Here is a 14,293-nt window from a genome sequence, read left to right as displayed (position 1 = left end):
CATGGCCTTTTTGGTCTAGTCGCTAAGGTGTTGCACTTGAATTGTAAACTGGGGAGGACAAATGACCAGCTGCCACGGTAATTTCGATTAATCGACGGAATTAAACGACTCGATGGTTTCCTTATCCAGTCGCCGCAGGATCTCGGTGCCCAGCTTGCTGGAAACCTGAAAATCGCTCAGCGCGGTAAATGTATAAGCGGTGTGCTCATAGCGCACGGGAATGCCGACAACGATGGTTGGCACGCCTTTCCAGTAGCCAATCGCTGCTCCATTCTGTCCCCCACCCGTCCGGACGGCCCGGGTGTACGGCAGATGAAGCTCGTCGGCGAGGTCGGCCGCAAACTGCTGGAAGTTCGGGTTGGCGATGTAGGTCGTATCCAAATCACGCAGCATCGGCCCAGCCTTGACGCGCGTCTGCGAGAGCCAGTCCGGCTCAAACGTATCGTCAGCCGGCACGCCTTCGTAAACGATCGCGATGTCGGGATCGACCTTTCGCGCAGTGACGTAAGCGCCGCGAAGGCCGACTTCTTCCTGGGTCGACAGCCCGGCCACGACGTCGACAGCCAGGTCATCATCCTTGAGGTTGTCAAATGTGTCGATCAGCGCCGCGGCGCCGATCCGGTCATCGAAGGCCTTGCCGAAGAACATGCCATGTTTGGCGTCGTACTCGCACTTAACGTCAGGGAAAATCGGGCAGCCGGTGTCGATGGCGTAATCCTCAAGCGTTTCCTCACGCGAGGTGCTGCCAACATCGATCGACATCCCGGCAATCGTCGGCACGGCGTTCCGTTCTGCTGCCGTCATGAAGTGCGGCGGCTTGGTCGCCACAACGCCTGGAACGTACTCACCGCGCTTGTTGCGCACGACCACGCGCATTGCTGGCACATTGGTCGGCACCCAGCCGCCCAGTGTCACGAACTTGATCAGACCGCTGGGGCGAATGGCCTGCACCATAAACCCGACTTCATCGGCATGCGCATCCATTTGCACCACGGGCCGATTGCCGCGGTTTTGTTTGCGTGCCGCCAACGCGTTGAACATGCCATCAATTTTAACATCGGCGTACGGCTTCATCTGGTCGCGGTACAGCCGCACGACGTCTTGTTCAAAGCCCGGCACGCCGTACGCGTCTGAGAATTGTTTGATCAGATCAATCTGAGTTTGCTCTTTCATTGCTATTCCTCCTACCAAAAAAGGCCCCGGCAACTGCCTGAGCCTTGATCCAATTACGCCTCAAACGCCTTTTGCAGCGGTGGAACAACTTGCTTCTTGCGGGACACCACACCAGGCAGGGCAATGCGGTGGTTGGCATCGAACTTCTGGTTAAAGGCGGCCTCCAGCTTGTCGGCGTTCTTGCCGTAGAAGAAACCGGTGGTGTCGGAGTCCAGGATGTTGGTGGCCAAAAGCAGGAAGGAATCGTAGCCGTTCTTTTCGGCTTCGCTCTTCATGGTTGCCTCAATGGCTGCCTGACGCTCGTAGACCTCGTTCAGGTCAACGACATTGACCTGGCCAATGCGAACCGAAGTGCCGCCCATATCAAAGCTCTTGGCGTCGCCTTCGACGATGTCCAGGTCGGACTTGGCTGCCAGGTTGGTGCCAGCCTTCAACATCGCTAGCCCGTATTCCTGCAGGTCAAAGCCGCCGATCTTCGCCAGTTCAGGCAAAACCTTGCGCTCAACGTCTGTGGTCGTCGGGCTCTTCAGCAGCAAGGTGTCGGAAATCATCCCGCTGGCCATCAAGCCGGCCAGCTGCGGGCTGATCTTGAACCCTTTTTCCTGGAACATTTCGTAAATCACAGAGTTGCAGCTGCCGATCGGTTCAGCGCGGTAGAACAGCGGTGCGGCCGTTTCGAAGTTGGCGATCCGGTGGTGGTCCACTACGGCCGCAATCGTGACGTCCTTGATGTCAGACACGCTCTGCTGGAACTCGTTGTGGTCGACCAGCATGACCGTGTCGGTCTCGTTGGCAGCCGTCTTGATCACGCGCGGCGTGTCCTTCTTGAAGGTCTTGAGCGCAAAAGCCGTTTCAGCGTTCACTTCGCCCAACGCGACCGCCTCAACATCAGTGTTGCCGAGCTGCTTCTGGTATTCCGCGAAACTCATCGCGGAAGTAACGGCGTCGGTATCTGGATTCTGATGACCAAAAATCAATGTTGTCATGGTGTGACTCCCTTTTTCAGTATTGCGCTTTACGCGTACTAGTTCAGTTTAACACGGTTCTCAGCGACCCGCGACAGGTAATCCTTCTTCTCCAGGTAAGCGTCGAAGCTGTTCAGGAACTGCTCGACCCGCGGAATGGTGTCCTTGCCCTTGCGGAAAATGAAGGCCAGCTCGAACGACACCGCCGGCTCGAAAGCGACCGCGTAGGCGTCGATCTCGTCCTGGTGTGCCTGGTAGAAGGACGTCGGCAGCGCCGTGTTCACCCCGGTGAGGTTCAGGAACTGCATTAGCTGAAACGGTGTGGTGAACTGCGCCACGATGTGTGGGTAGTCGACCATCTGGTTCTTGTAGGCCTCATGCAGGAAGTACGACAGGAAGTAGGAATCCGGGTATGTCACCCATGGCTGAGCCAAGGTGTCGCGGAAGTGGACGCGCTTGCGCTTGGCGAGCTTCTCGTTGTGGTGCAGAAACAGCAGCTGCTCGTCAACGATTTTGCGGCTTTCGTACGGTTTCCAGTTCTTGATGGTGTCGTCAGGCAGGTACATGATGGCCAAATCGATTTGGTTGTTCTCCAGCTGCTCCCAGATTTCGTGCCGGGTCATGTTCAAGAACACAATCTGCACATCCGGGTTCTGCTTGTAGTACTCGGCGGAAAAGCCGATGAAAGCCGAGGACTCCACCGACGCCAGCATGCCGATCTTGATCACCCCAGAATTGGCGTTGCTGGCCTGCTGGATCTCGTCAGTCGCCTGGTTCAAAGTCTCGTAAATCGAATGCGTCGCCTCGAGCATCGTGCGCCCGGCGTCCGACAGGTGCAGCTTCTTCCCCACTGAGTAGAAGAGCGGGGCCCCCACGGTCCGCTCAAGCTTCTTGATCTGTTGCGTCAGCGCCGGCTGGGTGATCCCCAACAACTGCGCCGCCTGCGTGTAATTCATCGTGTCAGCAAGCTGCAAGAAATACGACAGTGTTTTCGACGAAAAAATGCTTTCCTGCTTTGTCTTCATGCTCTACTCCTTCATTCGGGTCTCCGCCCAGGTCAAAACCACGATCAACTCCATCATCATGCAAAAAATCACTTACTTAATAATAAGGTACAAAAAAAGAAAGAGCAACCAAAAGCTACTCCTTCTTATCATTACAATCATCTAAATTCAAAAACTCGGCTTCCAGGTCTTCCAGCCGGTGTAGTCTGCCGTGTGGAGGAGTTGTTCCGCATTCTTCACCCGGTCAGCAGTCGGCGGTTCGATGCCTTCCAAAGGATAGGTAATGCCCAATTCGTGATACTTTTTGACCCCTAAGGTGTGGTAAGGCAGCACTTCAACTTTTTGAACATTATTTAGAGTTTTGATGTAATCTCCCAGCTGCTTCAGGTAGACGTCAAAGTCCGTGCGCTCTGGCACCAGAACGTGGCGGATCCACATGTCGCAGCCGTTGGCGGACATCCACTGGATCATGTCGAGGATGTTCTCGTTGCCGATCCCGGTGAGTTTTTTGTGTTCAGCAGAGTTAATGTGCTTGATGTCGACCAGCGAAATATCGGTGACCTTCATTAACTCCTTGAACTTCGAGAACCACGGCTCGTCCCGCGTGAACGGCCCTCCTGAGGTATCCAGGCAAGTGGAAATGCCGCGGGCCTTGGCCTTGGTGAACAGGTCGAGCAAAAAGTCGATCTGGACCAGGGACTCACCGCCCGAGCACGTCAGGCCACCGGTCTCACCCCAGAAGGCGCGGTAGCGTTCGGCGTTGTCCAGCAGCTCATCGGCGGTCATTTCAGTCCCGACGCCAATGTTCCAGGTGTCTGGATTGTGGCAGTACTGGCAGCGCATCCGGCAGCCCTGCAAGAAGGCCACGAAGCGGATGCCGGGGCCGTCGACGGAGCCAAAGCTTTCCAGCGAGTGCACGTAGCCTTTGACTGGCCCCTCATCCTCCACGCCGATCGAATCCAGCACGTTCAGCGGTGTTTTGGTATTATCGATCAATTTCATCAACATTGCCTCCTGTCAGCTTCAGCATACCCGGTTTTGCCCGCAAGCGGCAAGTGATTTTGCCGCCTCTGGGCAAAACGGGAGTCCCGTTTCCGAGGCTCCCGCTTTGGCGAATTGTTTGAATTGCACACTGCTCGGCAGCGGAACGCACCGAACATGAAAGTAAATTACATTTCCTCGAAGAAGGTCCGAGCAATGACGTCGTCCTGTTGTTCCTTGGTCAGATCTGCGAAGTAGACGCAGTAACCGGAGACGCGGACCGTCAAGGTTGGGTATTCTTCTGGGTGCTTCTGCGCATCGATCAAAGTCTCCTTGTTGAAGACGTTGATGTTCAGGTGCATCCCTTGGTTCTCCATGTAGCCGTCGATCATGTGGACCAGCGTGTCCTTGCGGGTCTCATCGTCGTGGCCCAAGGTGTTTGGCGTGACGCCGAACGTGTTGGAGATCCCATCTGTGGCGTAGTGATAAGGAATCTTCGCCGTGGACATCAGGGAAGCCAAGGCACCGTTCTTTTCAGCACCGTAAGCCGGGTTAGCACCAGGTGAGAATGGTTCGCCCTTCTTGCGACCGTTAGGCGTGGTCCCAGTGTTCTTGCCGTAAACCACGTTGGACGTGATGGTCAGAACAGAAGTCGAGAGCTTAGCACCATGGTACAGGTGGTGCGTGTTCATCTTGTTGTAGAAGTACTTGATCAGCCACTTGGCAATGTCGTCAGCGCGATCGTCGTTGTTCCCATAGCGTGGATAGTCGTCATTTTCGACCTTGAAGTCAACGGCAACACCCTTTTCGTCGCGAATCGGGTGAACCTTACCGTACTTGATCGCGGAGATGGAATCTACCGCGTGGGAGAAGCCGGAGATCCCGGTTGCGAAGGTGTAGTTCAGGCGAGTATCCTTGAGCGCCAGCTGAGCGGATTCGTAGTAGTACTTGTCGTGCATGTACTGAATCGCGTTCAAGGCGTTGACGTAAACATCAGCAAGCCAGCCGGCCTGGACATCGAACTTCTTCATGAATTCGTCGTAGTCGATGACGTCGGAAGTGATTGGCTCGGTTTCAGGACCAACTTGGGCCTCGCCGATTTCGTCCATCCCACCGTTGATGGCGTACAGGATGGCTTTTGCCAGGTTTGCCCGGGCGCCGAAGAACTGAACCCCGTCCTTGATCGGCTGAGCGGAAACACAGCAGGCAATGCCGTAGTAGTCGGTGCCCCATTCGGTGCGCATCAGTGAGTCATTTTCGTACTGAATGGTCGAACTGGAGATGGACACTTCTGTGGCGTAGCGCTTGAAGCCTTCTGGCAGCTTCTCGTCCCAAAGCAGCGTGATGTTTGGCTCAGGCGCCGCACCCATGTTGTCCAGCGTCTTCAGGAAGCGGAACGCCGTCTTGGTGATGTGGTGACGGCCGTCAAAGCCGACACCGCCCAGGCTCAGGGTTGCCCAGATCGGGTCACCTGAGAACAGGGAGTTGTACTCTTCGGTCCGAATGAAGCGAACCATGCGGAGCTTCATCACCAGGTGATCGATCAACTCTTGTGCTTGGCTCTCGTCCAAAATGCCGCGCTTGAAATCGCGTTCGATGAAGGCGTCGATCGTCGTGTCGATCCGGCCAACAGACATCGCAGCCCCGTTTTGCGTCTTAACGGCCGCCAGGTAGCCGAAGTAGATCCACTGGATGGCTTCTTGAGCGGTGGTGGCAGGCTTGGAAATATCGTAGCCATAGCTTGCCGCCATCTTCTTCATGTCATTCAGGGCGCGATACTGATCGGAAACCTGTTCGCGCAGCCGGATCACATCGTCGGTCATTTCGCCGTCGCCGATGTTTTCAAAGTCGGCCTTCTTCGCAGCCATCAAAGCGTCGATCCCGTAAATCGCGATCCGAGGGAAGTCAGCAACGATCCGGCCACGGGCGTATGCATCTGGCAAGCCGGTAACAATCTTGTAGTGACGCGCCTTGCGCATGTCTGGGGTGTAAACATCGAACACGCCTTGGTTGTGAGTCTTGTGGTACTCCGTGAAAATCTTGTGCATTTCCGGATCTGGGGTGTACCCGTAGGACTTAAGCGCATCCTCGGCCATCCGGATCCCGCCGAAAGGCATGAACGCACGCTTGAATGGCTTGTCGGTCTGCAGACCAACGATCTTTTCCAGATCCTTGTTCAGATAGCCCGGGCCGTGGCTGGTGACCGTTGCGACCACTTTGGTGTCCGCATCAAGCACACCGCCAGCAGCACGTTCTTGCTTCTTCAGGTTCAGGACCTGATTGTTCAAGATCGTGGTTGCTTCCGTTGGGCCGGCAAGGAATGACTCATCGCCGTTGTACTGTGTCAGGTTGTGCTGAATGAAATCGCGAACGTTGATCTCATCCTGCCAGTCGCCGCCGTTAAAACCTTCCCAGTAGGTCTTGACGTCAGTTTTGTCTAACTGCTTCATCTGGATAGCCTCCTAATTGTTGAACTTTTACCACAGTTCTTACTTAATTAGTATAACACGTCACAAGTACTGTGCAAGCCTTTTCTTTGCCTTTAAATGGGCAATGGCAGCACTACCAGTAATGTGTCTTGATTGTAAATTTCGGTAACCAATTCACAAACTTTTTTGACTAAAAAGCTGATTTGACGCGGTTTCATTCAGCCCCTGTCTCACGTATCTGTACTACAGTTTTACACCCCGTGTATTGTAACAGGCATAAAAAAAGAGACCTCGAAGGCCTCTTCAGAAAAATTTAATTTTCTTCCGGCGTTGCTAAGACTTGGCTCAGATGAATGAAACTCGGCGTGCCGACGCTGTCCGTATCGAGGACAAACGATCCGTTCGAGTATCGATCGCCGTCCGGATAATTGCTGACCGTCAGCTCGACCTGCTGGTCCTTGTCGGTGACCACGGTGATCAGCGTGTTGTCGTCGACCTTGCTCATCGCGACCACCCGGTGCGGATCGCGCTTGAGTTCCCGCAGCACCATCAAGCCGCGCCGCGCCCGGGCGCCGACGCCCATTTCCTTCAGCTTCATCTTCTTGAAGGCGCCGCGCTGGGTGAGGATGCCGACCTCGGTTTGCTGTGGGTCGTCGGCAAGGATGAAGTTGACGACCCAGTCGCCCGGTTTGAGCGCCATGCTCTTGACCCCGGTCGACCGCGCGCCGATCACGCTGACTTCCGCCAGCTCAAACTGCTGCGCGTAGGCCTGGTTCGTCACCGCAAAAACGGTTTGCTTGGACTCAGGCTGGGCGAAGTAGACATCCGTCACGTAGGCGTCCTTGGCCTTCAGCTTCATGCCCACCATCGGGCGACTCTTGTAGTTGCGCTGCGGCTGCAGGTCGGCCAGCGCCGTCTGCTTGATATAACCGTCAGACGAGCCCAAGACAAAGTTGCCCTTGGCGTCCAGCGAGTCAAACCCAAACGCGGCGATGACGTGCTCGTCGGTGCCGATACCGACCGCCTGGGACAAGTGCTCGCCGGCGTCCTTCCAGCGTGAATCTTCAAGCTCATGGACCGGCCGGTAGATCACGTTGCCCGCACTGGTGAAAATGTACAGGTGCTGCAGTGTGCCCATTTCCCGCTCAAATACCGGGAAGTCGTTGTCCTTGAGACCATTATCCGCGGCCGCCACGGCCTGGTACGACCGCAACGAGCTGCGCTTCATGTACCCGTCGCGGGAGACCAAGACCATGACGCGCTCGTCAGTGACTGTAACCGCGGTGTCGACCTCCAGGGTTTCGATCTCGGCCTGAATCGTCGACTTGCGGTCCTTGCCGTAGGTCTTCGCGATACTTGACAGCTCCTGCTCGATCACGGCATCGCGCGCCGCCGGGTGATCCAAAATGTTGTGGTACTCGGCAATGCTTTTGGCCAGCTGAGCGGCCTCTTCCTCCAGCGCCGTGATGTCGGTGTTGGTCAACCGATACAGCTGCAAGGACACGATGGCTTCGGCCTGCTCAACGGAAAAGTCATACTGGGCGACCAGGTTGTTCTTCGCGTCGCCCTTGTTGGCGCTTTGACGAATGGTGTGGATGACTTGATCGAGAATCGAGATCATTTTGATCAAGCCTTGCACGATGTGCTGGCGCGCCTCGGCCTTCTTCAGGTCGTACTGGGTGCGGCGAGTGACGACCTCACGCCGGTGCTTGAGGTAAGCCTCAAGCATTGGCTTCAGGCCCAACTGCTTGGGCTTGAGGTCCGCGATGGCGACCATGTTGAAGTTGTAGTTGATCTGCAGGTCGGTATTTTTGAACAGGTAGGTCAAAATCCCTTCTGCGTTGGCCTCTTTTTTCAGCTCGATGACCACCGACAGGCCGAAGCGGTCGGACTCGTCACGGATCTCGGCGATGCCATCGACCTTCTTGGCCAGCCGCAGCTCATCGATTTTCTTGATGAGCAGCGCCTTGTTGACCTCATAAGGCAGTTCGGTGATCACAATCTCCTGCTTGCCGCCGCGCAGGGTCTCCATGTGGGTGCGAGAGCGGACGACGACTTTGCCACGGCCGGTTTCGTAAGCCTGCCGAATGCCGGCCAGGCCCTGGATAATACCGCCGGTCGGAAAATCGGGACCCTGCACGAACTTCATTAGGTCCTCGAGGCTCGCGTCTGAGTGCTTCATCAGGTACAGCAGCGCGTTGATCACTTCACGCAGGTTGTGCGGCGGAATGTCCGTCGCGTACCCGGCGGAGATCCCGGTCGCGCCGTTGACCAGCAGGTTGGGAAAGGCGGCCGGCAACACGGTCGGCTCCTCGGTCGTGTCATCGAAGTTCAGCACCATTTCCACGGTGTCCTTGTCGATGTCCTTCAGCAGTTCGCCGGAGATCTTCGACAGTCGGGCTTCGGTGTACCGCATCGCGGCCGGCGGGTCGCCGTCCATTGAGCCGTTGTTCCCGTGCATCTCGATCAGCGGCTCTTCCAGCTTCCAGTCCTGGGACAGGCGCACCATCGCCTCGTAAATCGACGAATCGCCGTGGGGGTGAAAATTACCCATGACGTTCCCGACGGACTTGGCGGACTTGCGAAAGCCCTTGTCAAACGTGTTGCCGTCCTGGTTCATCGCAAACAGGATGCGGCGCTGGACCGGCTTTAAGCCGTCGCGCACATCCGGCAGCGCACGCTCTTGAATGATGTACTTGGAGTAGCGGCCGAAGCGCTCCCCCATGACCTCTTCGAGCGTCATTTCTTGAATGTGATTTGCCATTACTTACCCTTCTTCGAAAGCTGCTTTTTGATCTGCTTGACCCCGAACTGCATGTCGGAGTGGTCGGTGGTCTTCGTTTCCATGATCGAGCCTTCCTCGTCCATGTCAAAGTCGACATTGTTTTCGATCCACTCGCGGCGCGGCTCAACGCGATCGCCCATCAGCGTGGTGACCCGGCGCTCTGCCAGGGCCCCGTCGTCGACGTGCACCCGGATCAGGGTCCGCGTGTCCGGATTCATGGTCGTTTCCCAAAGCTGGTCGGCGTTCATTTCGCCTAATCCTTTGAACCGGGTCAGGACGTAGCCTTTACCCATTTTCTTGGTTTCCTTTTCCAGCTCCTCATCGGTCCAGGCGTAGGCAATTTTCACGTTCGCCCCTTTGCCTTTTTGCAAGCGGTAAAGCGGCGGCAGCGCGATGTAGACCCGCCCGGCATCCATCAGCGGGCGCATGTAGCGGTAGAAAAAGGTCAGCAGCAGGATCTGAATGTGGGCCCCGTCGGTATCGGCATCAGTCATGATGATGACCTTGTCGTAGTTGGCCTGCTTGACGTCAAACTCCGCACCGACGCCAGCACCGATGGTGTAGATCATCGTGTTGATTTCTTCGTTCTTGACGATGTCCTGGAGCTTGGCCTTCTGCGTGTTCAAGACCTTGCCTCGCAGCGGCAGGATGGCCTGGAACTTGCGGTCGCGGCCCTGCTTGGCCGAGCCGCCCGCCGAATCCCCTTCGACCAGGTACAGCTCGTTCTTGCTGGCGTCCTTGCTTTGGGCAGGGGTCAGCTTGCCTGAAAGCAGCCCCTGATCCTTCTTCTTGCGCTTACCGGTGCGGGAGTCATCCCGGGCCTTGCGCGCGGCCTCGCGGGCCTCACGCGCACGCAAGGCTTTTCTGACCAGCTCCTGCGCGTCATCGCCGCCTTCCATGAGCCAGAAGCTCATTTTCTCGTAAATCACCGAGTCGACGGCCGCGCGCGCCTGCGGGGTGCCCAGCTTGCCCTTGGTCTGCCCCTCAAACTGCAGAATCTCCTCGGGGATGCGCACGGACAGCACAGCGGCCAGCCCTTCGCGGACGTCGGAGCCTTCCAGGTTCTTGTCCTTGTCCTTCAGCAGGTTGACTTTGCGCGCAAAATCGTTGAACGCGCGGGTCAACGCCGTGCGCATGCCGACTTCATGCGTGCCGCCGTCGCCAGTGCGCACGTTGTTGACGAAGCTGATCGTGTTTTCGGAGTAGCCGTCGTTGTACTGGCCGGCAAAATCAACAATGATGCCGTCCTTTTCGCCTTCGTAGTTAAAGACCGGGCTGACCGTGTCGCGGTCCTCGTTCAGGTACTTGACGAAGCTGACCAAGCCGTCCGGATAGTGGTACGTCTCGGCACGGCCGGTGCGTTCGTCGGTCAGGGTGAACACGATGTTTTTCATCAAAAAGGCCGACTCGCGCAGCCGCTCGGACAGCGTGTCGAAGTTGTAGGTCGTGGTCTGAAAAATCGTCGGATCCGGCTTGAACGTGATGGTCGTCCCGTTGGGCTCGTTGACCTTACCCAGTTTCTGCAGACCGCCATCGGGATGGCCACCGTTGATGAAGTGCTCCTCAAACCCCTGCTTGTCCCGGACAACGCGCACAGTCAGCGACTCGCTCAAGGCGTTGACGACCGAGGAGCCGACCCCGTGCAGGCCACCGGAGGTCTTGTAGGAATTCTGGTCGAACTTCCCGCCGGCGTGCAGCACCGTCAAAATGACCTCGATGGTCGGCTTGCCCGACGCGTGCATCCCCGTTGGCATGCCGCGCCCGTGGTCCTTGACCGTGATCGAGTTATCCTCGTGAATCGTCGTGGCAATGGTGTCCCCATACCCAGCGAGGGCCTCGTCGACCGAGTTGTCGACAATTTCGTAAACCAGATGGTGCAAGCCACGGGCATCGGTTGAGCCAATATACATCCCCGGCCGTTTCCGCACGGCTTCCAGGCCATGCAAGACCTGGATCGATGAATCGGTGTATGCTTCTCTTGCTTTTGCCATTAAATGCTCCTCTTTTCGTGCAACTTCAATTACAATACACCAGACGCAGGCTCAGATGAAAGCTATTTTTCCAAGGCGCTCACCCAAGCGGCCGGAGCTCGAGGGCTGGTCTGCCCGTCACTTATCCGGTGATTGATTTCGCGAAAACTCGCTGCTAAACCGCAAGCAGCGAATGCTTGTTCAAATAACCTATTTTACGCAAGATTCGCCTTGCCGTCAAAAAATGGTAAACTGGAAACACTGATATTTCTCCATCAAAGGTGGTCCCCATGCCAGATTTTCTCACTAAACCCACGCTCACTCAGGAGCCGGTGACTCTGCGCCCGTTTCGCGCCGCAGACATTCCGCGGATGCTCGCGATCTTGGCGCTGCCGCAGGTGAATCTATACACTGGTGCACTGACCAAAACGCCGGGTGCCAACGACCGCTTTCCGGCTGACCAACAGGAAACGGCCAAGATCATCAACTGGTACCAGACGCGCAATCAGCAACCGGACCGGCTGGACTTGGCCATCGCAGTCAGCGGGCAGCTGTTCGGCGAGGTCGTCCTGAACGAGTACGACGCCGAGCACAACACCTGCAACCTGCGCGTTCTGATTGCCGACGATGCCACCGAACGTGGCATCGGCACCAGCGCACTAACCCTAATGGCGGCCCATGCCTTCAACTACTTACACCTAGCCGCGCTCACCCTCGATGTGTTCGACTTCAATCCGCGGGCGCAGCACGTCTACCGCAAAGTGGGCTTCAGGCAAACTGGTGCCATCGAAAATGATCTCATGCTCGACGGCCAGCCGCACACCACTTTCACCATGTGCCTGACTGCCAAATCATTTGCCAAGAAAGGAACTCAGTCATGATTCTCGCCTTATGCTTCATTCTGGCCTACCTGATTGGCTCCATCCCCAGCGGGGTGTGGGTCGGACGCGCCTTTTTTCACCAGGACATTCGGACCGCTGGTTCCCACAATATCGGCACGACGAACGCTTACCGCGTGCTTGGCCCGGTCGGCGGCACCATCGTCCTGGTGATGGACATCCTGAAAGGGACGCTCGGGGCCAGCCTGCCGATGTTGTTCGGCCTGCATCCCCACTGGCTGGTGCTGTTGGTCGGCCTGGCCGCCGTGTTCGGTCACACCTGCTCGATTTTCATCGGCTTCAAGGGCGGCAAGGCAGTCGCCACGTCTGCCGGCATCGCGCTGGCGTACAACCCACCGTTTTTCGTCTTCTGCTGCATCGTCTTCATCAGCCTGGTGCTGCTTTCCAGCATGGTCTCGGTGGCCTCAACGCTGGGCATGTTCCTGATCACGATCGCGACGCTGTTCATGCATGATTGGATCCTGACGGCGGTGGCCGCGCTGATCTGGATCCTGATCATGGTCCGCCACCGCGCCAACTTTGCCCGCATCAAAAACGGCACGGAAAACATGGTGCCGTTCGGGCTCGGCCAGTACCTGCGCAAGCGCAAGGCTAAGCACAAATCCAAATAGAACGCAAAACGCCAAGGCCTGACCGCCCTGGCATTTTTTCTGACCGTTAAAAAGGATCCGGAGCACAAAAGTTCCACGACTCGCTGCATACGCGGTCTCTGTTTGCGTCCTCAACGCCGTTCCCGCACCAAATTACTTGCTTTGCTTCAGCAGTGCCTCGCCAATCTTGTAGTTGCGCGCGTGTTCGGATTCCGGCACGAGCATGCCACCGGTGGCCCAGACAATGTGGGTCGCGTTTGGCATGTTGAAGTGCTTGCTGAGGTACTGCTGGCTGGCCGCCATGGCGGCAAAGCCGGCGATGGCAGAAGGCTCCAGCTTGATGTCTTCGGTATCCATCATTTCTGCGGTGTAGGCCATCACCTGCTCATCGTCAAACGTTGTGATGCCCAAGAGCAGCGTCTTCATCACGCGGCCGGCCAGCCGCGATGGTCGGCCAACGGCAAGCCCGTCAGCTTCAGTCAGCCCGTCCAGCCCGATGTCGTAAACGGAAATGCCGTTGTTCATACCGGTTGCCATCCCCAGCAACACGGATGGCACGTGCGTCGGCTCCGCAAAAATCGCGTGGACATTCTTGCCCAAGATCTGCTTGAGCCCAAAGGTCGTGCCGCTAGGAGAGCCGCCGACCCCTGCTGGCAGGTAAACAAACAGCGGGTGGTCTTCATCTACCTGAATGTTTTGGTCCCGCAGCTGCTTTTGCAGGCGAATGGCGGCCACCCCGTAACCCAGGAACAGGTCCTTGCTGCCTTCATCATCGATGAAGAAAACAGAAGGATCTTTGGCCGCAAGCGCGCGGCCGGTGGTGATGGCGGTCGTGAAACTGCCATCGTATTCGACGACGTTGACGCCAACCGACCGCAACGTGTCCTTCTTCCACTGCTTGGCGTCGCTGGACATGTGGACGGTGGTGTTGAAGCCGAGCTTCGCGGCCACGATCCCGATGGACAGGCCCAAGTTCCCAGTCGACCCTACCGCGATTCCGTAATGGCTGAACAAATCCCTGAATTCCGGCGCGTTCAGCTTGGCATAATTGTCACCGTAAACCAGCATCTTGTGGTCAATAGCCACTTGTTCGGCAATCTTGAGCACTTCGTAAATCCCACCGCGCGACTTGATGGAGCCGCTAATGGGCAGCTCGTTGTCGACCTTCAGGTACAAGTCACCGGGCAAAGCGTAGCCGTCACGCTTGGTCACGTCCGCCTGCATCGCCTCTAGCCGGCGCAGTGGGGATTCAAGGATCCCGCCGGTTTTCGCCGTTTCAGGAAACGCGACTGCCATGTAAGGGGCAAACCGGTCCAAGCGCGCTGAGGCGTCAAACAAATCGGCGCGGGTGAGGCCTAAGTCGGCGGCCTTCCCGTAATCCGGGTTGATCCACAGAGTTTCCTTTTCTGCGGCCAAGTCTCTAACCACCGGGTATTTTGTCTCCCCCAGTTTACAATTCAAGTGCAACACCTTAGCGACTAGACCAAAAAGGCCATG

The 14,293-nt window shown here is 56.9% G+C and carries 10 protein-coding genes; 2 read left to right on the top strand and 8 right to left on the bottom strand.

Annotation, left to right across the window (positions count from 1 at the left end; all coding sequences use genetic code 11):
• Positions 1-87: 87 nt before the first annotated feature.
• The 7 genes from FC75_RS00895 to parE all read right to left on the bottom strand — a co-directional run bounded on the left by FC75_RS00895 (position 88) and on the right by parE (position 11,328).
• Positions 88-1,173 (bottom strand): M42 family metallopeptidase, encoded by a 1,086-nt coding sequence (locus FC75_RS00895; protein WP_054665191.1) that lies wholly within the window; start codon positions 1,171-1,173, stop codon positions 88-90.
• Positions 1,174-1,226: 53 nt separating this feature from the next.
• Positions 1,227-2,159: a manganese-dependent inorganic pyrophosphatase gene (locus tag FC75_RS00890; RefSeq protein WP_056988818.1), complete on the bottom strand. Its 933-nt coding sequence runs from the start codon at positions 2,157-2,159 to the stop codon at positions 1,227-1,229.
• 38 nt (positions 2,160-2,197) lie between these two features.
• Entirely contained in the window at positions 2,198-3,163 is a 966-nt protein-coding gene (locus FC75_RS00885) for a LysR family transcriptional regulator (protein WP_056988816.1), read from the bottom strand.
• A gap of 147 nt (positions 3,164-3,310) precedes the next feature.
• Positions 3,311-4,144, bottom strand: a complete 834-nt coding sequence (gene pflA, locus FC75_RS00880; protein WP_056988814.1) for a pyruvate formate-lyase-activating protein — start codon at positions 4,142-4,144, stop codon at positions 3,311-3,313.
• 167 nt (positions 4,145-4,311) lie between these two features.
• Positions 4,312-6,573, bottom strand: a complete 2,262-nt coding sequence (gene pflB, locus FC75_RS00875; RefSeq protein ID WP_056988812.1) for a formate C-acetyltransferase — start codon at positions 6,571-6,573, stop codon at positions 4,312-4,314.
• A 292-nt stretch (positions 6,574-6,865) separates the two neighbouring features.
• A complete protein-coding gene (gene parC / locus FC75_RS00870; protein ID WP_056988810.1) occupies positions 6,866-9,316 on the bottom strand; it encodes a DNA topoisomerase IV subunit A in 2,451 nt (816 codons plus the stop codon).
• Positions 9,316-11,328 carry a DNA topoisomerase IV subunit B gene (gene parE, locus FC75_RS00865; protein WP_056988808.1) on the bottom strand — a complete coding sequence of 671 codons (2,013 nt, stop codon included), beginning with the start codon at positions 11,326-11,328 and terminating at the stop codon, positions 9,316-9,318. The genes parC and parE overlap by 1 nt, the downstream gene beginning before the upstream one ends.
• 269 nt (positions 11,329-11,597) lie before the next feature.
• Between parE and FC75_RS00860 the strand changes: the two genes are divergently transcribed.
• Both FC75_RS00860 and plsY read left to right on the top strand, forming a co-directional pair.
• Positions 11,598-12,188: a GNAT family N-acetyltransferase gene (locus FC75_RS00860; protein WP_054665194.1), complete on the top strand. Its 591-nt coding sequence runs from the start codon at positions 11,598-11,600 to the stop codon at positions 12,186-12,188.
• A complete protein-coding gene (plsY, locus tag FC75_RS00855) occupies positions 12,185-12,817 on the top strand; it encodes a glycerol-3-phosphate 1-O-acyltransferase PlsY (protein WP_056988806.1) in 633 nt (210 codons plus the stop codon). Before FC75_RS00860 ends, plsY begins: the two co-directional genes overlap by 4 nt.
• 132 nt (positions 12,818-12,949) lie before the next feature.
• Here plsY and FC75_RS00850 read toward each other — a convergent pair whose 3' ends face one another.
• Positions 12,950-14,257, bottom strand: coding sequence for a D-serine ammonia-lyase (locus FC75_RS00850; protein ID WP_056988820.1), 1,308 nt, complete (start codon positions 14,255-14,257; stop codon positions 12,950-12,952).
• Positions 14,258-14,293 lie beyond the last annotated feature (36 nt).

It is taken from the genome of Lacticaseibacillus camelliae DSM 22697 = JCM 13995, from assembly GCF_001436615.1.
Lineage (GTDB): Bacteria > Bacillota > Bacilli > Lactobacillales > Lactobacillaceae > Lacticaseibacillus > Lacticaseibacillus camelliae.
The sequence above is the reverse complement of the archived record's forward strand: the minus strand, read 5'-3'. Positions and strand labels throughout refer to the sequence as shown.

Excerpts from the sequence above, each read along its gene's own strand:
- pflB (WP_056988812.1), bottom strand. The coding sequence starts at position 6,573 with ATGAAGCAGTTAGACAAAACTGACGTCAAGACCTACTGGGAAGGTTTT.
- FC75_RS00890 (WP_056988818.1), bottom strand. The coding sequence starts at position 2,159 with ATGACAACATTGATTTTTGGTCATCAGAATCCAGATACCGACGCCGTT.
- plsY (WP_056988806.1), top strand. The coding sequence starts at position 12,185 with ATGATTCTCGCCTTATGCTTCATTCTGGCCTACCTGATTGGCTCCATC.
- parC (WP_056988810.1), bottom strand. The coding sequence starts at position 9,316 with ATGGCAAATCACATTCAAGAAATGACGCTCGAAGAGGTCATGGGGGAG.
- FC75_RS00860 (WP_054665194.1), top strand. The coding sequence starts at position 11,598 with ATGCCAGATTTTCTCACTAAACCCACGCTCACTCAGGAGCCGGTGACT.
- parE (WP_056988808.1), bottom strand. The coding sequence starts at position 11,328 with ATGGCAAAAGCAAGAGAAGCATACACCGATTCATCGATCCAGGTCTTG.
- FC75_RS00885 (WP_056988816.1), bottom strand. The coding sequence starts at position 3,163 with ATGAAGACAAAGCAGGAAAGCATTTTTTCGTCGAAAACACTGTCGTAT.
- pflA (WP_056988814.1), bottom strand. The coding sequence starts at position 4,144 with ATGAAATTGATCGATAATACCAAAACACCGCTGAACGTGCTGGATTCG.
- FC75_RS00895 (WP_054665191.1), bottom strand. The coding sequence starts at position 1,173 with ATGAAAGAGCAAACTCAGATTGATCTGATCAAACAATTCTCAGACGCG.